The organism is Streptomyces sp. Ac-502, assembly GCF_045222935.1.
Taxonomy (GTDB): domain Bacteria; phylum Actinomycetota; class Actinomycetes; order Streptomycetales; family Streptomycetaceae; genus Streptomyces; species Streptomyces monomycini.
On sequence record NZ_JBHFFO010000001.1, the window covers coordinates 5,804,940 to 5,825,810 of the forward strand.

A 20,871-nucleotide genomic window follows, 5' to 3' on the forward strand; every position below is an offset into this window, starting at 1 on the left:
ACCGCGCCGCCCCGCACCGCCCGCGGCCGCTGCCCCCGTACCGTCCCCCTCCCGATAGCGCCCCCGGCCCTCGCCTATTCGATCTCCACCCGTCCGCCACCCTGCTCCGGCACCCGCCCGTCAGCCGTGCTCTCCTCCGGCGCGCCCAGGTTGCGCCGTACGGAATCCAGGATCGTCAGTCCCTGCCCGACCAGCCCGGCCGCGATCTCGCCGAGCCCGTCAGCTCCGTTGAGCACATTGACGTTCGCGCCGGAAAGGCCGACGGCGGCCTCCTTGACGATCTGCGGGAGCTGGTCGATCAGCATCCGGTCCAGCGCGACCCGGTCGTACGACGCGGCAGCCTCCGCCTGGATCTTCATGCGCTCGGCCTCGGCCAGGGCGAGTACCCGGATGCGCTCGGCGTCCGCCTCGGCGGGCTTGACGACCTCGGCCACCAGCTGCTGCTGGCGCAGCTGGGCGGCCCGCTCCGCCAGTTCGGTCTGCGCGTCCAGTACTTCCTGCTGCGCATGGGCCTCGGCCAGCGGGCCGGCCTGCGCGGCCTGGGCCTGCGCACGGTCCACCTCGGCGGAGTACTCGGCCTGGACGACGGCGGTCTGCCGCGCGTACTCCGCCTGCTTGCGCGCCGCCGCCTGCTCCGCCTCCGCCGCGGCCTGCGTCGCCTGCGCCTGTGCGATCTGCGCCTGCCGCTGGATCGCCGCCTTGTGCGGGGCGGACATGGCGTCGATGTAGCCGGTGTCACCGTCGTCGATCGACTGGATCTGCAACGAGTCCACGTGCAGCCCGATCTTCGCCATCTCCGACTTGGAGGTGTCCAGCACCTCGGTGGCCAGCTTCTGCCGCTCGGTGACGATCTCCTCGACCGTCATCGAGCCGATGATGGACCGCAGGTGACCGGCGAAGATCCGGCCGGTCAGCACCGACATCTGGTCCTGGTCGGAGAGGAAGCGCTGGCCCGCGTTGACGATGCTCTCGGTGTCGTTGCCGACCTTGAAGGCGATCACGGCCCGCACCGTCAGCGCGATGCCCTGCCGGGTCACACAGGTCTCGACGACCTCCGACTCGCACATGGCCAGGGTCAGGAAGCGGGTCTTGCGGAAGACGGGCAGCACGAACTTGCCGTGGCCGGTCACCACGCGGAACGGCGCACCCCCGAGGCCACGCCTGCCACCCGAGATCAGCATCGCCTCGTCGGGGGCGGGCACGCGGTAACCGAACATCTCTCGTCGTCTCCTCAACCGGCGTCGCCGGCGTCACCGGCCGACGCGTCCAATGGATCGGCCCATCTGATCACGTCGACCTGGCGGCCGCCCCGGGACGCGATCACGAGCACGGACGTCCCGCGCGGCAGGGGATCGTCGGACCAGGCGAGAAACGTCTCCGTCCCGCCCCTGACCCGCACCAGGACCTCACCGGGCCCGGCGGCCCCACGGGTCCCGAGCACCAGCTCTCCGGCACAGCCGATCACCGCCTCGTCCGGCATCATCGGCGGCCGCCCCCTCGTCGCACTGACCTGCGTTCCGACCATAGCGTCCCGTGGCACACGGCCCCGCCCCGCGGGACCGTGTGCCACGCACCTCTGACGTACTTACGCATGTCAGTCAGTGCTCCGGCAGGTGACGCGCGAAGAACATCCGCACCTGGCGGCGCACGGCAGACACCGACCACGCCGGCTCGACCACACCCACCAACCCGGCCCGGCCTTCGGCCGTCACGCTGCGGGCCCGGCCTGCTGAGTGAGTGCGCGTAGGGGCGGTTAAGCCGGTCACCGGCGCGGAAACGTTCGGCGCCCGTGCTGTGGCCGATCGGCTGAATCATCCAGGCCGGCGGGTGGGGCGTTCCGGCAGGCCCGCTGTGAGGGCGGTCGGCAGCAGGCCCAGCGGTGGGGAGCCCAGGGCGAGGACAGCGCTGTGGAAGCGCAAGGGAGAGTAGGCGTCGCCCCAGCGTCGCCGGGCTTCGTCCCGCAGGTCGCGCAGGGCCAGCTTGCCCCAGGTGTAGCGGCCGTAGGTGGGGTCGAAGGTGGCCCGCTCGGCCTCCGCGCGGGCGGCCCGGCCCGACAGGTAGGTGTCCGCCTCGAAGCGCCGGGCGGCCTCCGGTACGTCCATGGCTCCGGTGTGTACACCGATCGCGCAGGCGAGCCGGGTCACCCTGATCAGTGCTTCCATGCAGACGCCGATGGCGAAGCGGGGGTCGGCCGCCCGGAAACCCTCCTCCACCATCAGCTCTTCCCCGTAATGGGCCCAGCCCTCCATGAAGGTGAGGGACTGCAGGATCCGCCGGACAGGACTGCCGGCCCTGCGCAGGCATCGGGCGTGCGCGAAGTGCCCGGGCACCACCTCGTGTGCCGTGACGGCGGGAAGCATGGCCGGGCTGAAGACGGTCAGCCACTCGGCGGCGTCCTCGTCCTTCCAGCCGGGCCCCGGCAAGGTGATGTGGTACCAGGACGGGGCGTCGGGCTCCCCGGGGGCGGCGAAGCTCATCATGGCCCAGGTGTCCTGTCGTGACGGTGGTGTGGGGCCGACGAGCACCTCGCCGTCGAGGTGCGGGAGGAGCGCCCGGCCGCGGGTGAAGGCCATCAGTTCGCCGGTGACGGCTCGCGCCCGGTCCAGTACGGCGTCGGCCGGCGGGTGTTCCCGTACGAGATCGCGCACGAGGTCGTGCGGGCGGCGGCCGGGAACCAGCCGGTGGCAGGCCTCGTGCAGCAGTGTGCGCAGCCGTTCGGCCTCCTGGTCGGCCCGGTCGGCCAGCCGGGGCACGCTGACCTCGAGCCCTTCGGGGGCGCCCATGAGCAGGGCGAGGTCCCGCTCGCCGAGGGCGGAGCGCGGGTCGCCGTGGTCGGCCGCGTGTTTCAGGCAGGCCATCAGCCGCCCGTGTGCGCTGCGGGCGCGTACGGCGACATCGGTGCCGGCCAGTTCGGGCGGGATGACGGCGGTGAGGCTGTCGGCCGTGTCGAGCACGGCGCGGGCCGTGGGGGCGTCGACCTGGTCGAGTGCGCGGACGGACGCGTCGATCGCGTCGGGCCAGTTGGCGAGATGGGTGCGCTTGGCACGGTCCCGGTCGGCAGCCGGTGCGTACTCCCGGTCGTAACAGCAGAGGTCGAGGTTGAGCAGGTGGGGCAGCGGGTTGCGGCGGTGCATCTCCAGGTCGCCGTAGACCGTGCGCAGGGCTGCCTCGAAGATGTGGAGGTGCGCGGCGTCGTGGGAGTCGGGCGATCCGGGAGAGTCGAGTGATCCGGGAGAGGCGAGCGGGGTGAGGGAGGAGGGCGGTTCGCGGGGGCCGGGGGCGGGGCCGCCGAGCCCGGCGAGTCCGGAGCGGATGCCGTCCGGGGAGAGGTCCTGTACGTGGCCGTCGTATTCGTGCAGGCCGGCTTGTTCACGCACCAGCTCGACCATCAGATCACACACCGCGCGCAACCGGGCATCCATGGCCGCATATTCCTTTCAGGTATTCCTTGCGGATGACTCTCATGGGTATTCCTTGCGGATGTGCATTACGGATGTTCCTTATGAAGGTCCCGCAGGACTCCGCCCCCGACTCCTGTGGCCGCGTGATCGACCCAGCCGGGCAATCCCGGACAATCGCCCGGCGCCCATCGATGATCGCGGACGTTCGTGGACAATCATGGACGATCAATGAATGGCCGTACCGGCGAGCAGTGTACCCTCCTTTCGGGCCACTTCCAGCAGAATTTCGATCATGGGTTCCGCTGCGGGCGCGTGCCGTCCTTCCGGAAGTGCAATGTACACACGACGTGGCGGAAATTCTCCCGCCAGAGAATGAAGGGCGATGTTTCCACTGCTACGGACCGCGAGCAACCCCGGAACAAGTGTGACACCGGCCGACATTTCCACCAGCCGGATGACGGCGCTCCAGTCCTCGACCTGGAAATGGACATGCGGTGCGAACCCCAGCGCACTCTTGAATTCCGGCTGCGGGCCGAGGCAGTCCGGATGGGCGCCCTCGATCCACGATTCCGCCGCCAGGTCCTGCAGCTCACCCCTGGAGAACCCGCCACGGCCGGCCCGGCGGTCACGGGCGACGGCGATGTACAACTCGTCCTCCAGCAGTGGCAGGACGTCCAGCCCGCAGGCCTGTTCACCGATGAGGTCCCAGCCGGTGACCAGCGCGATGTCGATCAGCCCGGACCGCAGGTCCGCGGCGTGGTGGCGGGTGGTCCAGCCGGACAGCGAGAGCCCCACCTGCGGATAGCGTTCGGCGAAGCGGGCCAGTGACTGCGGCAGCAGATACGCGTTGACGCCGGCGAAGCCGCCCACCCGCAGCCGCCCGCCACGCAGCCCGCTCATCGCCCGCAACTCCTGTTGGACGGTGACGACCCGGGACAGGATGTCGCGGGCCCGGTCGGCCAGCAGCAGGCCCGCGTCGGTCAGCCGGACACCACGGCCCAGCCGCTGTACGAGCTGCGCGCCCACCTCGTGCTCCAGCGCCTCGATCTGCCGCGAGACGGCCGGCTGGCTGAAGGACAGCGCCCTGGCCGCGGCCGACATCGACCCCCGGTCGGCCACCTCGACGAGCACCCGCAGACGATGAAGGTCACGCATGCCCGGAACGTATAGCAGCCATCCGGAACCCGCAATTATGTTCTTGCGCCGGATTCGGCGACCTCGACGAGTACACGTAAACGATGAAGGTCACGCATGTCGGGATGGTATGGCTACCATGCGAAACCTGCAATTGCGCTTTTCCGTCGGATCCGGAAATCTGAAGACGGCTGCCCTGCTGAGCAGTCAGCCGGAAGCAGAGGAAGGGGATACTCCGTGAGTGTCACACCCCGAAAATCAACTGAGCGGGGAGCCGCAGATTTGGCGGTACCTTGCAGGCAGTACTCCTGGACTCCAGAAGTCCACGACTTGTACGGCGATCCGGAATCCATCCTGCGCAAGGTGGACGCGCTCAACATGGAGCTCGCCGAGCGTCGCATCTTCGTTCTCCTCACAGAAAGCGAAGGCCACGCCCAGCTCCGTTTCTTCGAGCAGGTGGAAGGCAAGAAGTACGCGGTTTCCGCCTGGACCGGCGAGTCTCTCGACGGCGCCGGCGCAGAGATCGGCGACGTCATCCTGAAGAACAAGGGAATCAACTGCGTCGGCGAGCAGGTACGCGGCCTCCTGGCCAAGTTCCCCATGGTCTCGCCCACCACGGTGCCGGCGCCGGCCAACGCCCGGGCGGCGTTCGCCCACACCGTCCGCGCCCACGGTGAAGGCACCTTCATGCGTGCCACGTTCGCCCTTCTGTGCTGACACCGGCGGAACAGCACCGATCCGGCCGTCCCGACCAGCGCGGGGACGGCCGGGTCTTCGCGCGACTGTGGGCCGCGACGGCATCGGCGAATCTCGGCGACGGTCTGGTGCTGGCTCTGATCCCGTTGCTCGCCGTACAGCTGACGGCTTCCTCGGGCCTGGTCGCGGGGGCGAAGCTGGCGCACACGCTGCCCTGGGCGGTGGCTCCGCTGGTGGTCGGTCTGCTCGTCGACAGCATGGACCGGCGCCACCTGATCATCTTCTTCGACCTGTTCCGCGCGGCGGCACTGGCCGCCCTCCTGGCCGCCCTCCTGCTCGACGCCACCGCCCTGTTCGTTCTCTACGCCCTCTACCTGGTCGCATGCTGTCTGGCGGTCGGCGAGGCCGTCGCCGACATCGCCACGACCGCACTCGTCCCCTCGGTGGTGCCGCGCCACCGGCTGGAGTGGGCGAACTCCTGGATCAGGGGTACGGAGTCGGTACTGAACGAGTTCGTGGGGCTGCCGCTGGGCGGGCTGCTGGTCGCCATCGGCCCGGCGTGGGCGATCGGCGGCGCCGGCGGACTCTATGCCGTCGCGGCCTGCGCCATGCTGACGCTGCACGGGAAGTACCGGCCGGCGGCCCAGGACGGGGCACCTGACGGGGGCGTGGTCGAGCACGGCGTACGAAGCGGCGAAGGCGCGGGACAACACGGCGACGACGGGCTCGACGGGCGCAGGCGGCACCTGCTCACCGCGGGCTTGAGAATCCTTTGGCGCAACCGGCCGTTGCGCACGCTGACGCTCATGAGCACGGTCATGGCGGGCTGCTGGAGCGCATGGCTCGCCGTACTGGTCGTGTACACCGTCCAGGGCCCGGTCGGCCTGTCCCCGGTCGGCTACGGACTGCTGCTGACGACCCTGGGCGCAGGCGCCGTGACCGGCGCCGCGCTGGCCCCGCGGCTTGCCCGCACGGCGGGCGTCCGCTGGATCCTGGTCACGGACGTGGTGGCCGGCGTCGTCATGCTGGGTGCCCCTGCAGTGAGCGCCGACGTCGCGGTGATCGCCTTCGCCACGTTCATCGGCGGGGTGGGCAGCGGCCTGTGGAACGTGGTGGTCATCTCGCTGCGCCAACGCCTGATCCCCCAGGACCGGCTGGGCCGGATCAGCGGCGCCATCCGGTGCCTCGGCTGGGGCGGCATGCCGCTGGGTGCTGCGCTGGCCGCCGGGCTCGCCGAACTGACCGGCCCGCGCCCGGTATTCGCCCTGGCTGCCGTGCTCACCGCGCTCACCCTGGTCCCCCTGCTCCGCATCCTGAACGAGCCGGCCCTGGACGCCCCGGCGCAGGAGGCGTCCCCGGCCGCCAGGAAGCGCTGAGACGTCCCGGCCGGTGCTGTCGGGGCGGGGGCGAGCGGTGTCACTGATGCCGGCGGTCCTGCGGATGGTCTCGCTGCATGCCCGGCTGGTGATGTGTCATACATCACCCGCTGCTGTGCTCGACGAGCTTCTGCAAGTGCGTCTGGCCGGATGTCGGTAGGGGAGTGCAGGAAGGTGGAGCCGAAGACCCTCTCCCGGACTTCTCCCAAGAGGCCCCGGAAACGAGTCAGGCCCACCGACTCTTGCGAGTCGGTGGGCCTTGACCTGCTACTTCTCAGTCGGGGTGGCGGGATTTGAACCCACGACCTCTTCGTCCCGAACGAAGCGCGCTGCCAAGCTGCGCCACACCCCGAAGCAACGAGCTCTACTTTAGCGGACCGATCCCCGAAGGTGAAATCCGGTTCTCCGGGCGCCGGGGCTGGGGCCTGACCTGGTCGATCGCGATGAGGATCAGGGCGAGGGCGTAGAAGGCGGAACCGAAGACGAGGGTGTTCAGGGCGATGCCTGCGTAGCCGTGGAGGTCGACGTCGAGGAAGGGGTACGGGTAGCGGCCCTCGGTGCCCGGGGCGAGGAGGGCGCCGCGGATGAGGGCGAAGGGGAGGTAGAGGAAGGGGTAGGCCAGCCACTGGGCGGCGTAGCGCCAGCGGAAGCCGCGGGGGGCGGTGAGCAGGAGCCAGTCGAGGGCGGCGCCGATGGGGGTGACGGTGTGCAGGAGGTGGGTGGAGACGGTGCGGACGGTGTCGTGTTCCGGGGTGCCGGTCATGGAGAAGCTGCTGGAGTCGTTGGTGAGCACCAAGTGGTAGACGAGACCGGTGATGGCTATGAAGAGGAGGACGCCGCCGCTGATGCGCGCGGAGATCGGGGGCGGGCGGCCCAGGCGCGGTAGGCGGACCAGGCGAAGAAGACGGCCACCGCGATGTTCGTCTGGACCGTGAAGTAGCTGAAGAGGCGGCCCAGGTCCGGGGAGATCGCGATGTCCAGGACGAGGCCGGTCAGCGCGGCCAGGGCGATCAGCAGGCGGAACGCGGCGGCCAGCGGGCGCCGGACCGGGGGGACGACGGCGGAGGCCGGGGTGTGGGCCGAGGCGGCTGCCGCTCCCCGGGCGTACCGGGTGGAGGCGTGCGAGGTGGCCTGCGGCGGACGGGAGCTCGGGACGCGTGCGCTGGTGGGGTCGATCATCCCCCCACGCTAGACGGGAGTGGGGGGTGATGCGGAGGGTGTGTGCGAATTCGGGGGAGGAGGGGTGGAGGGGCGGGTGGGCTCTCGGGCCTGCTCCTGGCCGTACGGGGTCAGGTCCCGCCCGTGGTCTCCGGTTCTAGTCCCGTGCCGTCAGCGTCAGCAGCGTCGCCTCGGGAGGGCAGGCGAAGCGGACCGGGGTGTAGCGGTTGGTGCCGCAGCCCGCGGAGACGTGGAGGAAGGAGGTGTGGCCGGCCGCGGTGTGGGTGGACAGGCCCTTGACCCGCTCGGTGTCGATGTCGCAGTTGGTGACCAGGGCCCCGTAGAAGGGGATGCAGAGCTGGCCGCCGTGGGTGTGGCCGGCCAGGATCAGCGGGTAGCCGTCGGCGGCGAAGGCGTCGAGGGTGCGCAGGTAGGGCGCGTGAACGACGGCCAGGGAGAGGTCGGCGCCCGGTTCAGGGCCGCCGGCGACCTGGGCGTAGCGGTCCCGCTTGATGTGCGGGTCGTCCAGACCGGTCAGGGCGATCTCGAAGCCGCCGGCCGAGCCGTCGAGCTTCAGGCTGCCGCGGGTGTTGGAGAGGTTGACCCAGCCGGCCGTGTCGAAGGCGTCGCGCAGGTCTTCCCAGGGGTTGTGGATGGCGCCGACGACGGGCGGGTTGCCGTTCAGGCCGTGCCGCTTCTGTGCTTTTTCGAGCAGGTAGCGGGCAGGGTTGCGCGGCTTGGGACCGTAGTAGTCGTTGGAGCCGAAGACGTACGCGCCCGGGAACTCCATGAGCGGACCGAGCGCGTCCAGCACCTCCGGGACGCCCTCGGGGTCGGAGAGGTTGTCGCCGGTGTTGATGACGAAGTCGGGGCGCAGTCCGGCCAGCGACTGGAGCCAGCGCTGTTTCTTGCGCTGGCCGCTGACCATGTGGATGTCGGAGACCTGGAGGACGCGCAACGGCCGCATCCCGGGCGGCAGTACGGGCACGGTGACCCGGCGCAGTCTGAAGGAGCGGACTTCGAATCCGGCGGCGTAGACCAGGCCCGCGGCTCCGGCCGCGGCGAGGGACAGGGGGACTCCGTAACGGGCGCGCATGATTCCCATCGTGGCAGAGCGAGCGGGGGAATCGCCCATCGGTAGGTTCTGCCCCGTCCTCCGGTGCTTCACGCCCGCCGTCCGATACCCGCCGTCCGATACCCGACATCCGCTCTCCGGTACGTCACATCCGTGCACCGGAACGTATTGGTGGGGCGCGGGACGCCGCGTACGGGCATACTCGACGTCATGACCACGCTCAAGTCGAAGCTGCAGGACGACCTCACCACGGCCATCAAGGCCCGTGACGAGCTGCGCTCTTCCACCCTCCGTCTCACCCTGACCGCCGTCCAGAAGGAGGAGGTCGCGGGCACCGAGGCGCGCGAGCTGTCGGACGCCGAGGTCGAGAAGATCATCGCGCGGGAGGCGAAGAAGCGCCGGGAGGCGGCCGAGGCGTTCGACAAGGGCGGCCGCGCCGAGTCGGCGGAGCGGGAGCGCGCGGAGGGCGAGGTGCTCGCGGAGTACCTGCCGAAGCCGCTCTCGGACGAGGAGCTGGAGAACATCGTCGCCGCGGCCGTCGCGGAGGCCAAGGGGGCGGCGCCGAGGGGCCGCGGGCCATGGGCGCCGTCATGAAGATCGTGAATCCGAAGATCGCGGGCCGGGCCGAGGGCGGCCGGGTGGCCGCGGTGGTCAAGAAGCTGCTCGCGGGCTGAGGAGAGGAAGCGGGGGAGCGGGGAAGCGGGGCGGGGAGGCGATGCGGGGGGTGCAGGCGGTGTAGGCCGTTGGATCGCTGCTCCCTGCCAGCCGGTGTACGGAAGGGGCGCTCCCACCACTTGGTGGGAGCGCCCCTTCCGTACGTCCTGCGCTTACGTCTTTCCTGATCGCCGCCTCAGCGGTCTGACCTGCCTCAGCCCCCGAACAGCCCCGGGAACCCGGGAATGTGCCAGCCGCCGCCCGGCTTGCCGTCGCCCCGTCCCCCGCCGTGGCCGCCTCCGCCACCGTGGCCGCCTCCGCCGCCGGGCCGGTCGTGGCGGCCGCCGCCTCCGCCGCCCTTGCCGTCGCTCTTGTCGGAGTCGCCGAGCGGGACGGTGGGCAGGGACGGCGCGGGCTTGCCGGACAGCGCGCCCGACATCGCCTCGCGCCAGATCGGGCCCGGGGTGTCCGCGCCGTACACCTTGTCGTGGAAGGTGCCGCCGATGGTGATGTCGAACATCCGCCGCTTGTGAGCCGGGTCACCCACCCACACCGCGCCGGCCATGTTCGGGGTGTAGCCGGTGAACCAGGCCGCGTACCGGCTGTCGGTGGTGCCGGTCTTGCCCGCGCTGTCCCGGCCCTGGAGGCCGGCCTGCCGGCCGGTGCCGTCCTCGACGACGCCCTTGAGCAGCGCGTTGATGGTCTTGGCGGTCTGCTGGGACATCGCGCGGTGGCAGCTGGTCTTCGGTACGGTCAGCGCCTTGCCGGTCGCGTCGGTGATCGACTCGATGGCCACCGGGGAGCAGTGGACGCCCTCGTTGGCGAAGGTCGCGTAGGCGTTGGCCATGGTCAGCGGGGACACCTCGGGGGAGCCCAGCGCGATGGCGGGGCTCTGCTCCACCGGATTGCCGTTGGAGCGTTTGATGCCCATCTTGTCGGCCATCTTGGTCACCGGGCAGATCCCGATGTCGCTGATCAGCTGGACGAAGTAGGTGTTGACCGACTTCGCGGTCGCCTCCTTCATGCTGTACGGGCCGACCTCGGAGGTGTTCTCGTTCGAGACCGGGTCGTTGCCCGTCCACTGCCCGGTGCAGGTCGGGACCGGGCTCGGGTACTGCATCTTGTACGGCGAGGAGTACGACTGGTCCGGGCCCTTGCCGGCCTCCAGGGCCGCCGCCGCGATCACCGGCTTGAACGTGGAACCGGGCTGGTAGCCCGCGCCGCCGCCCATCTTCTGGTCGACGGACAGATTCATCTGGGTCTGGTTCTGACCGAAGCCGTACGGACGTGACTGGCCCATGCCCAGGATCTTTCCGGTGCCGGGCTGGACGATCGTCGCCGCGGTGGCGACCGGGTCGTCGGCGTAGACCTGGCTGGTGACGGCCGACTGGATCGACCGCTGGGTCTGCGGGTCGAGCGTCGTACGGATCGTCAGACCGCCCTGGTTCCAGCGCTTGCTGCGTTCCTTGCGGGTCTTGCCGAAGGCCTGGTCGTTCAGCAACACCTCGCGTACGTAGTCGCAGAAGAACCCGGCGCCCGAACCAGCCGTGATGCAGCCGTTCTTGGGGCGGCTGACCTTCAGCTTGATCGGCTTCTTGGCGGCGGCCTCGGCCTCGGCCTGCGTGACGGCCTTCGTGTCGGCCATCCGCTGCAGCACGGTGTTACGGCGGCGCTGCGCCTCCTTCGGGTCGTTCACCGGGTCGTACCGGCTCGGCGACTGCACGATGCCCGCCAGCAGCGCGGACTCGTCCAGGGTCAGGTCCTTGGCGTGCTTGCTGAAATACCGCTGGGAGGCGGCCTCGACGCCGTACGCCTGCTGCCCGAAGAAGGTGATGTTCAGGTAGTTCTGCAGGATCTTCTGCTTGCCCAGTTCCTCCTCGACCTGGATCGCGTACTTCAGCTCCTTGACCTTGCGGCCGATGGTCTGCTGGGTGGCCTGGGCGACCTTGTCCGGGTCGTCGCCGGCCTCCTCGATGAAGACGTTCTTCACGTATTGCTGCGTCAGCGTCGAGGCGCCCTCGGAGACGCCGCCGGACCGCGCGTTCTTGTTGACCGCGCGCAGGATGCCCTTCAGGTCGATCGCGCCGTGCTGGTAGAAACGCGCGTCCTCGATGGCGACGATCGCCTTCTGGACGTACGGCGACATGTCCTTGAGGTCGACCACGGTGCGGTCGCGCGAGTAGACCTTGGCGATCTCGCCGCCGTCCGCGTCGAGGATGGTGGTCCGCTGGCTCAGCGGTGGAGTCTTCAGATTGGCGGGGATCTCGTCGAATCCTTCGACCGATCCCTTCGCCGCGAGGCCCAGCGCGCCGGCCGCGGGGAGGGCCAGGCCCGCCAGCACCGCTCCGGCCAGGACGCTGACACCCAGGAATTTAGCGGCCTGCTGGGTCTTGGTCAGACCCCCGCCGTCGCGCTTCTTACCCATGAGGGCAGCCTAAGCCCTCGTGTGCGGCGGCCCGAGGGAGCGGTGCTGGGTCGGGACGTCCGGCTATCGGGACGTCCGTGCGCCGGGGCGCGCGGTCCCGAACGGCCCGGCGCCCGAGCCGGGCGCGGTGGCCGTGGTGGCGGTGGTGTGACCGCAGTGACGCAGGTGACGACCGGCCGGTGCGACTTCACGAGGTGGCTCCGTCCTCAAACGCCGGACAGGGGCGCATCTGTTCGTTTAACCTGATCCCGTCCGGCGGCCGCAGAGGGATCACGTCGGTCCGTCAACCCCGCCTTCGTGTGCGCTTGGCGCCCCGTACGTCCGCATATGTCGCCGTGCACCCGGTGTGGCAGTGGTGAACTGCCCCACGCTGCCGGGAACGTGGCGTATGCCACCGGCTCACTCCGTTGGGTGATCTGCCGCATACGCATAGTCCGTTCGGGCCATTCAAGATTGGGCCCGAAGGGGGTGTTGCGCCCTGCTCGCCTTCCGTAACGTCCTCAACTGGCAACGGTGAATATGCCGCTTGCCGCCGTGGGGGAGCCTCGATTCGGGAGAGGACGGCGCCAGCATGAGCTGGGTAACCGACTGGAGTACACAGGCAGCCTGCCGCACCACCGATCCGGACGAGCTGTTCGTTCAGGGCGCGGCCCAGAACCGGGCCAAGGCGGTCTGCACCGGATGCCCGGTGCGGACGGAGTGCCTGGCCGACGCCCTGGACAACCGCGTGGAGTTCGGAGTCTGGGGCGGCATGACCGAACGCGAGCGGAGGGCGCTGCTGCGCCGCCGCCCGACCGTCACCTCGTGGCGTCGGTTGCTGGAGACAGCGCGTACGGAATACGAGCGCAGCACCGGCATCCTGCCCGTGGACTGTGAGGACGACGAGACGTACGAGAACACCTACGACAACGCGTACGGCAACCGCTACGACGGTACGTACGACGACTACGCCGCAGTCGGCTAGGCGTCGGTAGCCGTCTGCTGTGGGCCGGTTGGTCCATGGGTGTATTCGGCATGGTCCGGAACGGTCGGCGTACGGGCGTGATCGCTGTGCGGGCGTGGTTGCTGTGCGGGCGTGGTTGCTGTGCGGGCGTGGTTGCTGTGCGGCCGGGATCGCTGTGCGGTCGTGACCAGCGCGTGGTCGTGATCGGTGCGCGGTCCTGACGGCGGTGGTCGTCCTGGTGCACGGGCATGCCCGGCGCGTGGGCGTGGCCGTACGGATGCGCCGGCGCGGGACGACTCGGCGCCTCGGCACCGGGAAGGCGCGAGCGCGCGTGCAAGCCGTCGGCGCCGGGTGGCGCTACAGACGCTGGGATCGTTGCTCGGGTTGTCTGCGTTCGCCGCTGAGACCGCCGTGTCCGCTGAGTCCGGTGCAGTCCGCTGTTTCCGCCGCTCCTGGGTGAAGTCCCTTGGTCCCGCTCCCCCGGGGCCTCTTGGGGCCCGTACAGGGCCGTATCAGGGCTGTGGCAGGGCGGTGGCAGGGGCGCGCCGCGGTCGGGTCTTGCCCGGAAGGCCCTTGGTCAGCCCGCTGATCGGTTCTCCGAGCAGCCTGCTGGCCAGCCCTCTGACCAGTCTCCTGATGAGTTTTCAGGCCACTTCTCCGGCCCCTTTTTTGACCAGTTCTCCGACCAGTTCTCCGACCGGTTCTTTGACCAGCCCTCCGGTCAGTCCTCGGTCTGCCGGGTGTCGTCGTCCGTCCGTTCCCGGGCGGCGAGGCGGTCGCCGATCGCGCGCAGCCCGGCCAGGTCGTGGACGTCGCCGGGAAGCGCGGCGATCTCCGTGACCGGGACTTCGGGATGCAGTGCGGTGAAGCGGTCGCGCGTTCGCCGTTCGCGTGCGAGTACGTGCATCCGCTCGGCGTGCAACCGCAGCAGGCCGGCAGCGAGCCGCGCTGCCGATGGGGTGTCGTCCGTCGTCCGTGGGTCCGCCGCGGCGGGGGAGTGGCCGTCGGCGGTACGAGAATCAGCCTTCCCGCCCGCTAGATCCACAATGCCGTCGCCGCCAAGATTTTCGGACCGGTCGCCGGCCTGCTCCTCGGCGGCGGCCCGGTCCCGGTCCGCCAGGGCCTCGGCGGCGGCCAGCGCCCGTTCCGCGCCGAGCTGGGCGGCGCCGCTGCCGTGCACCCGGTTCAGGACCAGCCCCGCCAGCGGCATCTGCTCGGCGGCCAGCCGTTCGACGAAGTACGCGGCCTCGCGCAGTGCGTCCCGCTCCGGCGCCGCCACGACGAGGAACGCGGTGCCGGGTGCCTGGAGCAGCCGGTACGTCGCGTCCGCGCGTGTACGGAAGCCGCCGAACATGGTGTCCATGGCGGCGGCGAACGTCTGCACGTCACGCAGCAGTTGACCGCCCATGATCTTGCTGAGGGTGCCGGTCATCATCGACATACCGACATTGAGGAACTTCATGCCGGCCCGCCCGCCGGCCTTCGCGGGCGCCATCAGCACCCGGATGAACTTGCCGTCCAGGAACGACCCGAGCCGCTTGGGCGCGTCCAGGAAGTCGAGCGCGGACCGGCTGGGCGGGGTGTCGACGATGATCAGGTCCCAGGCGTCACGGGAGCGCAGCTGGCCCAGCTTCTCCATGGCCATGTACTCCTGCGTGCCCGCGAAACCGGCCGACAGGGACTGGTAGAAGGGGTTGTCCAGGATGGCGCGGGCCCGTTCGGCGTCCGCGTGCGCCTCGACGATCTCGTCGAAGGTGCGCTTCATGTCCAGCATCATGGCGTGCAGCTCGCCGCCCGCGCTCTCGTCGATGCCCTTGACCCGGCGCGGCACGTTGTCCAGTTCCGAGATGCCCATCGACTGCGCCAGCCGGCGGGCCGGGTCGATGGTCAGCACGACGGCCTTGCGGCCGCGCTCGGCGGCGCGTACGCCGAGGGCCGCGGCGGTCGTGGTCTTGCCGACGCCGCCGGAGCCGCAGCACACGACGATGCGGGTGCGCGGGTCGTCGAGCAGCGGGTCGACTTCCAGGTGGGCGGCGGGGAGTGCAGCGCGCCGCGCCCGGAGGCGGGCGGTGCGGTGTGCCGGGACGACGCGGCACCGGCGCCCGGGGGGATGACATCCGTAACGGCGGCATCCGGGGTGGCGGCGTCCGGAGTGCCGTCACCCGCGGCGCGGTCGTCCGGGAGGCTTGCGTCCGCGGTCATATCGGCCCCTGTTTCCGCAGGTCTCGCGCGAGCCGGTACAGCCCGGCGAGGTCCACTCCCTCGGGGAGCAGCTCCAGCTCGTAGGTCGGCAGGTCGAGACCGGCCAGCTCGGCGTGCTCGGCCCGCTCCAGGTCGACGCGCTGCGCGTGCTCGCGGGCCTCTGCCAGGAGGGGGTCGATGAGCCCGTCGGCCCACTTCACACCGGCCGCGCCGCGGCGGCCGCCGCGCAGGCCCGCCTCGGCCAGCGCCTCGGCGATGCCCCTGCGTGCCCCGTTGGCGGCGATGTCGACCTCGCCGGTGTCCAGCACCTCGGGCCGGGTCATGTTGATCACGACGCCGCCCACCGGCAGTCCGGCGGCGCGCAGCTCGGCGATGCCGTCCACGGTCTCCTGGACGGGCATCTCCTCCAGCAGGGTCACCAGGTGGACCGCCGTCTCGGGCGACTTCAGGACCCGCATCACGGCCTGCGCCTGGTTGTGGATCGGACCTATCTTGGCCAGGCCCGCGACCTCGTCGTTGACGTTCAGGAAGCGGGTGATGCGGCCGGTGGGCGGGGCGTCCATCACGACGGCGTCGTAGACGAACCGTCCGCGCTTGTCCTTGCGGCGCACCGCCTCGCACGCCTTGCCGGTCAGCAGGACGTCCCGCAGGCCGGGGGCGATGGTCGTGGCGAAGTCGATCGCGCCGAGCTTCTTCAGGGCGCGGCCCGCGCCGCCGAGTCTGTAGAACATCTGGAGGTAGTCCAGGAGCGCCCGCTCGGCGTCGATGGCGAGGGCGTACACACCTCCTCCGTCGGGCCCGGGGGCCACCGCGATCTTGCGCTCCTCGTACGGGAGCGCCTCGGTCTCGAACACCTGGGCAATGCCCTGCCGGCCCTCGACCTCGACCAGGAGGGTACGGCGTCCCTCGGTGGCCAGGGCGAGGGCGAGGGCAGCGGCGACCGTGGTCTTGCCGGTACCGCCCTTGCCGCTGACGACATGGAGCCTGCTCACGCCAAGGAGCCTAACCAGTCCGGTGGCGGGCTACGCACGGGACCGGCGTCGGGTTGTGCGCCGGGGGCGTGCGACGGGCGCGGACCGGCCGCGCGTCCGGGCGGCACCGCCGCGTCCGCGCGCCGTCGGGACAGGCATTACGCTCGGCCCCATGACCAAGTGGGAATACGTGACCGTGCCGCTGCTCGTACACGCGACCAAGCAGATTCTGGACACCTGGGGCGAGGACGGCTGGGAGCTGGTCCAGGTCGTGCCGGGGCCGAACAACCCCGAGCAGCTGGTGGCCTACCTGAAGCGGGAGAAGCAGGCATGAGCGCGGTGGAGGACAGGCTCGCCGAGCTGGGCCTGAAGCTGCCGCAGGTCGTGCCGCCGCTGGCGGCGTACCAGCCCGCGGTGCGCTCGGGCGCGTACGTCCACACCTCGGGCCAGCTGCCGATGGTGGACGGCGCGCTGCCGGCCACCGGCAAGGTGGGCGCCGAGGTCGGCCCCGAGCAGGCCAAGGAACTGGCCGCGACCTGCGCGCTGAACGCGCTGGCCGCCGTGAAGTCCGTCATCGGCGACCTCGACAAGATCGTGCGGGTCGTCAAGGTCGTCGGCTTCGTCGCCTCGGCCCCCGGCTTCACCGGCCAGCCCGGCGTCATCAACGGCGCCAGCGAGCTGCTGGGCGAGGTGCTGGGCGACAAGGGCGTGCACGCCCGTTCCGCGGTCGGCGTGGCCGTACTGCCGATCGACGCGCCGGTCGAGGTCGAGATGCAGGTCGAGGTCGCGGACTGACGTCGGGCGACCGCGTACGACCGGATGTGACCGGATACGACGGGGCGGGGCCGGGGAACCGGGCCCGCCCCGTTTCCGTACCCGCGTCCCCGTACCCAGCACCCCTCACCCGCACCCCACGACCAACCCCCGCGCGCAGCCCCCGAAGAAGCGCCCCCTCGAACATCCGCGCGCCAGCGCATAGCATCCGGCCATGTCGTCGACCCCCAATGGCCAGTGGTATCCGCCGGAATGGCCGGCCCGCATCCGGGCCCTCGCGCACGGCGAGCTGACCCCGGCGGCGCCGCGCCGGGCCGCGACCGTTCTGCTGCTGCGGGACACCGGCGCGGGCGGTCCCGCCGTCCACATGCTGCGCAGACGTACCTCCATGGCCTTCGCCGGAGGCGCGTACGCCTACCCGGGCGGGTCCGTCGATCCGCGCGACGAGCGGCCGGTGGCCTGGGCCGGGCCTTCGCTCGCCGAGTGGGCCGGGCGGCTCGGCTTCGGGGCGGGCGAGGAGGCCGCGGCGCAGGCCGTGGTCTGCGCGGCCGTCCGGGAGACCTTCGAGGAGGCGGGTGTGCTGCTCGCCGGCACCTCCGCCGGGACCGTGGTCGCCGACACCACCGGTGACGACTGGGACGCGGACCGCGCGGCGCTGGTCGCCCACGAACTGTCCTTCGCGGACTTCCTGGACCGCCGCGGTCTGGTCCTGCGCAGCGACCTCCTGGGGGCGTGGGCCCGCTGGATCACCCCGGAGTTCGAGCCCCGCCGCTACGACACCTGGTTCTTCGTGGCGGCGCTGCCCGAGGGCCAGCGCACCCGGAACGTCTCCACGGAGGCCGACCGTACGGTGTGGATCCGTCCCGCCGAGGCCGCCGCCGGCTACGACCGCGGCGAGCTGCTGATGATGCCGCCGACGATCTCGACGCTGCGCGGCCTGACGGCGTACGGGACGGCCGCCGAGGCCCTCGCGGCGGCCGGCGGCCGGGACCTGACGCCGGTCCTCGCGCGGGCGGAGCTGAAGGACGGTGAGATCGTCCTGAGCTGGCCGGGGCACGAGGAGTTCACCAAGCACCTCACCCCGGTCGCGCCGCCCGCGACCGGGAGCCCGGCCACCGCACCGCCCACCACCACGGGAGAGTCCACCGCATGACGTACGCAGCCGCCCTGCCCGGCCGGCCCCGCGGAGGGGACATCGCCGGACCCGCCACCGACCGCACCCGGTGCGTGCTCGCCCCGAACCCGTCCCCGATGACCCTGGACGGCACCAACACCTGGATCGTCGCCGAGCCGGACGCCGACGTGGCGGTCGTCATCGACCCGGGCCCGCTGGACGAGACCCACCTCAGGGCGGTCGTGGAAGCCGCCGAGCAGGCCGGGAAGCGGGTCGCCCTGACGCTGCTGACGCACGGTCACCCGGACCACGCCGAGGGCGCGGAGCGCTTCGCCGAGCTGACCGGCTCCCCGGTACGGGCCCTGGACCCGGCGCTGCGCCTGGGGGACGAGGGGCTGGCCGCCGGGGACGTGATCACCACCGGCGGCCTGGAGCTGCGGGTCGTACCGACCCCCGGGCACACCGCCGACTCGCTCTCCTTCCACCTCCCGGCCGACGCCGCCGTGCTGACCGGCGACTCGATCCTGGGGCGCGGGACCACCGTCGTCGCGCATCCGGACGGCCGTCTGGGCGACTACCTGGACTCGCTGCGGCGGCTGCGGTCCCTGACCGTCGACGACGGCGTCACGACCGTCCTCCCCGGCCACGGGCCCGTACTGAGCGATGCCCAGGGCGCGATCGAGTTCTACCTGGCGCACCGGGCCAACCGGCTGGCCCAGGTCGAGACGGCGGTCGAGGCGGGGTACCGCACGCCTTCGGAGGTCGTCGCGAGCGTGTACGCGGACGTGGACCGCATGCTGTGGCCCGCGGCCGAGCTGTCCGTACGGGCGCAGCTGGACTATCTCGGGGAGCACGGGCTGATCGAGGGCTGATCGCGGGCCGGCCAAGGGCTGGTCCAGGAGGCGACCAAGGGCTGGCCCCGGGGCTGGCCCAAGGGCTGGTCCAGGGGGCGGCCAAGGCTGCTCCAAGGGCCGAACACAGGCTGCCAAGGGCGCCGCCCTGCCCTCAGTCCTCTTCCGCCGCCGGGCCCAGTTCGCGTTCGATGCCGCCGCGCAGCAGCTCGCGGGCTCGCTCCAAGGGGATCGAGCCGCTGAGCCAGCGGGTGCTGAGCCCTTCCACGAGCGCGGTCAGCCGCTCGGCGACGTCGGCCACCGGGGCGTTCGGGTCGGCCGTACCGGCGGCCTGTGCCTCCCGTACGAGGTCGGCCACATCGTCAGTCCACTGCCGGGTCGCCTCGCGCAACTGCTCCCGCAGCCCGGCGTCGAAGACGGCGCTGGACTGGAACTCGCCCCAGGCGGTGCTGTTCTCCACCAGCTCCGGGGTGTCCTGGAGCTCGCGCAGCAGCATCTCCTCCAACTGCGCGCGCGGGCCTGCCGTACGGACGGTCTCCGGGTCCGGCGCCGTGCAGCGTTCGGCGCGTTCGCCGATGAAGTCCAGGGTGCGGCGGAGCAGCTCGGCCCGGCCGCCGAAGTGGTAGTAGATCAGCCCGGTGGAGACACCGGCCGCGGCCGCGATCTCCTCCACCCGCAGGCCGCGTACGCCGCTCCGCGCGATGGTGCGGGTCGCGGCTTCCAGGATCTGCAGTCGGCGCTCGGACACAGTCACCCACCGTACTCGGTGCCCGTGCATCGGTAACCGGTCGCCATCGCTTCTTGCCGGTGCTACGTTCGGCACACGAACCTGACTGAATTTTCAGTCAGGAAATGGGGAGCGTCCGGCACCGATGGGCGGCCCGGAAAGGAACGCATCCGGTCATGAACCGACCTCGACGTCATCTGTCACGCCGCGGGCTGCTCGGCCTCGGCGGCTTGGGAGCGCTGGCGGCGGGTACGGGACTCGCGTACGCCGCGTGGGCACCCCGGCCCGACGGGCCCGCCGGGTCCGACGGGTCTGCCGCACCCGTCGCCGCGTCCGTCCCCGCCCGGATGCCCGCCGAATGGCGACCGCACGCCGCGACGTACCTCGCCTGGCCGCCGGCCGACTCCCTCTGGGGCGAGCGGGCCCCCGCCGTACAGCGCGACATCGCCCGGCTCGCCCGTACTGTCGCCGCATACGAGCCGGTCGTGCTGCTGGCCGGACCGGCGGAGCAGACGCGGGCGCGCCGCGCGTGCGGCTCGGCGGTGGAGATCCTGCCGATCCCGGTCGACGACCTGTGGATACGGGACACCGGGCCGGTCTTCGTGACCCGGCCGGACGCGTCTCCGGGACCCGCCCGCGAGGGCGTCGACCTGCACTTCAACGGCTGGGGCGGCAAGCAGCGCCACCCGCGCGACGCCAAGGTCGCCCGGACGCTGCTGGAGCGGACGAAGACGGCCCGTACCGACGCCGGGATCACGGCCGAGGGCGGCTCCCTGGAGGTCGACGGCGAGGGCACGCTGCTCGCCGCCGAAAGCTCGCTGGTCAACGCCAACCGCAACCCCGGCAGGACGCGGGACGACATCGAACGGGAGCTGAAGCGGGTACTGGGCGTGACCCGGGTGATCTGGATCGCGGGGGTGCGCGGCGAGGACATCACCGACTGCCACATCGACACCGTCGCGCGCTTCGTGGAGCCGGGCGTCGTCGCCCTGAACCGCCCCTGGAAGGGGGACGGCCCGGACGTCTGGACGCGGGTGTACGAGCAGGCCCGTGGTGTCCTGGCGAAGGCACGGGACGCCCGGGGCAGGCGGCTGGAGATCGTCGAGGTCGCGGAGCCCGACCCGTACGCGATCGGCGACCGGGGGAGCAGTTCCTCGCCTCGTACCTCAACTACTACGTGGCGAACGACGTCGTGGTGCTCCCGCGCTTCGGCGACCGCCGGGCCGACGACCGGGCCGCCGGGGTGCTGCGCGACCTGCACCCCGGCCGCGACATCCGGCAGGTCGCGATCGACGCGGTCGGCGAGGGCGGGGGCGGTATCCACTGCGCCACGCAGCAGCTGCCGCGGGTGCCGTAGGGCCTGTCCGGAC

General features: G+C 71.3%; 19 protein-coding genes, 1 tRNA gene and 2 pseudogenes. 10 read left to right on the top strand and 12 right to left on the bottom strand.

What is annotated here, in order from left to right; all coding sequences use genetic code 11:
• Nucleotides 1-74: 74 nt before the first annotated feature.
• The 4 genes from ACEXOX_RS26335 to ACEXOX_RS26350 form a co-directional block, all read right to left on the bottom strand.
• Nucleotides 75-1,217 (bottom strand): SPFH domain-containing protein, encoded by a 1,143-nt coding sequence (locus ACEXOX_RS26335; RefSeq protein WP_406523704.1) that lies wholly within the window; start codon nt 1,215-1,217, stop codon nt 75-77.
• A 14-nt stretch (nt 1,218-1,231) separates the two neighbouring features.
• On the bottom strand, nt 1,232-1,483 hold the full coding sequence (locus ACEXOX_RS26340) for a hypothetical protein (RefSeq protein WP_406523705.1): 252 nt from the start codon (nt 1,481-1,483) through the stop codon (nt 1,232-1,234).
• Between the two features lie 328 nt (nt 1,484-1,811).
• On the bottom strand, nt 1,812-3,422 hold the full coding sequence (locus tag ACEXOX_RS26345) for a DUF885 family protein (protein ID WP_406523706.1): 1,611 nt from the start codon (nt 3,420-3,422) through the stop codon (nt 1,812-1,814).
• Nucleotides 3,423-3,626: 204 nt separating this feature from the next.
• Nucleotides 3,627-4,556 carry a LysR family transcriptional regulator gene (locus ACEXOX_RS26350; RefSeq protein ID WP_406523707.1) on the bottom strand — a complete coding sequence of 310 codons (930 nt, stop codon included), beginning with the start codon at nt 4,554-4,556 and terminating at the stop codon, nt 3,627-3,629.
• A 309-nt stretch (nt 4,557-4,865) separates the two neighbouring features.
• Here ACEXOX_RS26350 and ACEXOX_RS26355 point away from each other — a divergent pair, with 309 nt between their 5' ends.
• Nucleotides 4,866-5,252 carry a hypothetical protein gene (locus tag ACEXOX_RS26355; protein WP_406523708.1) on the top strand — a complete coding sequence of 129 codons (387 nt, stop codon included), beginning with the start codon at nt 4,866-4,868 and terminating at the stop codon, nt 5,250-5,252.
• Nucleotides 5,246-6,607: an MFS transporter gene (locus ACEXOX_RS26360; protein ID WP_406523709.1), complete on the top strand. Its 1,362-nt coding sequence runs from the start codon at nt 5,246-5,248 to the stop codon at nt 6,605-6,607. Before ACEXOX_RS26355 ends, ACEXOX_RS26360 begins: the two co-directional genes overlap by 7 nt.
• Before the next feature lie 278 nt (nt 6,608-6,885).
• Here the strand turns inward: ACEXOX_RS26360 and ACEXOX_RS26365 are convergent.
• The 4 genes from ACEXOX_RS26365 to ACEXOX_RS26380 form a co-directional block, all read right to left on the bottom strand.
• Nucleotides 6,886-6,959, bottom strand: a tRNA-Pro gene (locus ACEXOX_RS26365).
• Between the two features lie 12 nt (nt 6,960-6,971).
• Nucleotides 6,972-7,400 (bottom strand): Pr6Pr family membrane protein, encoded by a 429-nt coding sequence (locus ACEXOX_RS26370; RefSeq protein ID WP_406526474.1) that lies wholly within the window; start codon nt 7,398-7,400, stop codon nt 6,972-6,974.
• A gap of 26 nt (nt 7,401-7,426) precedes the next feature.
• Nucleotides 7,427-7,786, bottom strand: a complete 360-nt coding sequence (locus tag ACEXOX_RS26375; RefSeq protein ID WP_406523710.1) for a hypothetical protein — start codon at nt 7,784-7,786, stop codon at nt 7,427-7,429.
• 136 nt (nt 7,787-7,922) lie between these two features.
• Complete coding sequence (locus ACEXOX_RS26380; protein ID WP_406523711.1) at nt 7,923-8,861, bottom strand: metallophosphoesterase; 939 nt, start codon at nt 8,859-8,861, stop codon at nt 7,923-7,925.
• A gap of 189 nt (nt 8,862-9,050) precedes the next feature.
• Between ACEXOX_RS26380 and ACEXOX_RS26385 the strand changes: the two are divergent.
• A pseudogene (locus tag ACEXOX_RS26385) lies at nt 9,051-9,514 on the top strand (GatB/YqeY domain-containing protein).
• A 194-nt stretch (nt 9,515-9,708) separates the two neighbouring features.
• On the opposite strand, the gene ACEXOX_RS26390 reads toward ACEXOX_RS26385, so the two are convergent.
• Nucleotides 9,709-11,919 carry a transglycosylase domain-containing protein gene (locus tag ACEXOX_RS26390; protein ID WP_406523712.1) on the bottom strand — a complete coding sequence of 737 codons (2,211 nt, stop codon included), beginning with the start codon at nt 11,917-11,919 and terminating at the stop codon, nt 9,709-9,711.
• A gap of 571 nt (nt 11,920-12,490) precedes the next feature.
• Here ACEXOX_RS26390 and ACEXOX_RS26395 point away from each other — a divergent pair.
• Nucleotides 12,491-12,883 (top strand): WhiB family transcriptional regulator, encoded by a 393-nt coding sequence (locus ACEXOX_RS26395; RefSeq protein ID WP_030022571.1) that lies wholly within the window; start codon nt 12,491-12,493, stop codon nt 12,881-12,883.
• Nucleotides 12,884-13,583: 700 nt separating this feature from the next.
• Here the strand turns inward: ACEXOX_RS26395 and ACEXOX_RS26400 are convergent.
• Both ACEXOX_RS26400 and ACEXOX_RS26405 read right to left on the bottom strand, forming a co-directional pair.
• Nucleotides 13,584-14,888: an ArsA family ATPase gene (locus tag ACEXOX_RS26400; protein ID WP_406526475.1), complete on the bottom strand. Its 1,305-nt coding sequence runs from the start codon at nt 14,886-14,888 to the stop codon at nt 13,584-13,586.
• 172 nt (nt 14,889-15,060) lie between these two features.
• Entirely contained in the window at nt 15,061-16,056 is a 996-nt protein-coding gene (locus ACEXOX_RS26405) for an ArsA family ATPase (protein WP_406523713.1), read from the bottom strand.
• 151 nt (nt 16,057-16,207) lie between these two features.
• Between ACEXOX_RS26405 and ACEXOX_RS26410 the strand changes: the two genes are divergently transcribed.
• From ACEXOX_RS26410 to ACEXOX_RS26425, 4 genes are all read left to right on the top strand, one after another.
• Complete coding sequence (locus ACEXOX_RS26410; RefSeq protein ID WP_003981536.1) at nt 16,208-16,369, top strand: DUF4177 domain-containing protein; 162 nt, start codon at nt 16,208-16,210, stop codon at nt 16,367-16,369.
• Nucleotides 16,366-16,830, top strand: a complete 465-nt coding sequence (locus ACEXOX_RS26415) for a RidA family protein (protein WP_406523714.1) — start codon at nt 16,366-16,368, stop codon at nt 16,828-16,830. The genes ACEXOX_RS26410 and ACEXOX_RS26415 overlap by 4 nt, the downstream gene beginning before the upstream one ends.
• 193 nt (nt 16,831-17,023) lie before the next feature.
• Nucleotides 17,024-17,962 (top strand): NUDIX hydrolase, encoded by a 939-nt coding sequence (locus ACEXOX_RS26420; protein WP_406523715.1) that lies wholly within the window; start codon nt 17,024-17,026, stop codon nt 17,960-17,962.
• On the top strand, nt 17,959-18,795 hold the full coding sequence (locus tag ACEXOX_RS26425; RefSeq protein ID WP_406523716.1) for an MBL fold metallo-hydrolase: 837 nt from the start codon (nt 17,959-17,961) through the stop codon (nt 18,793-18,795). The genes ACEXOX_RS26420 and ACEXOX_RS26425 overlap by 4 nt, the downstream gene beginning before the upstream one ends.
• Nucleotides 18,796-18,928: 133 nt before the next feature.
• Here ACEXOX_RS26425 and ACEXOX_RS26430 read toward each other — a convergent pair whose 3' ends face one another.
• Nucleotides 18,929-19,522, bottom strand: a complete 594-nt coding sequence (locus ACEXOX_RS26430) for a TetR/AcrR family transcriptional regulator (RefSeq protein ID WP_406523717.1) — start codon at nt 19,520-19,522, stop codon at nt 18,929-18,931.
• A 326-nt stretch (nt 19,523-19,848) separates the two neighbouring features.
• On the opposite strand from ACEXOX_RS26430, the pseudogene ACEXOX_RS26435 reads away from it, so the two are divergent.
• Together ACEXOX_RS26435 and ACEXOX_RS26440 are read left to right on the top strand one after the other, a co-directional pair.
• Nucleotides 19,849-20,565, top strand: a pseudogene (locus ACEXOX_RS26435) (agmatine deiminase family protein); the annotation flags it as partial.
• 113 nt (nt 20,566-20,678) lie between these two features.
• Entirely contained in the window at nt 20,679-20,858 is a 180-nt protein-coding gene (locus ACEXOX_RS26440; protein WP_406526476.1) for an agmatine deiminase family protein, read from the top strand.
• Nucleotides 20,859-20,871: the final 13 nt, after the last annotated feature.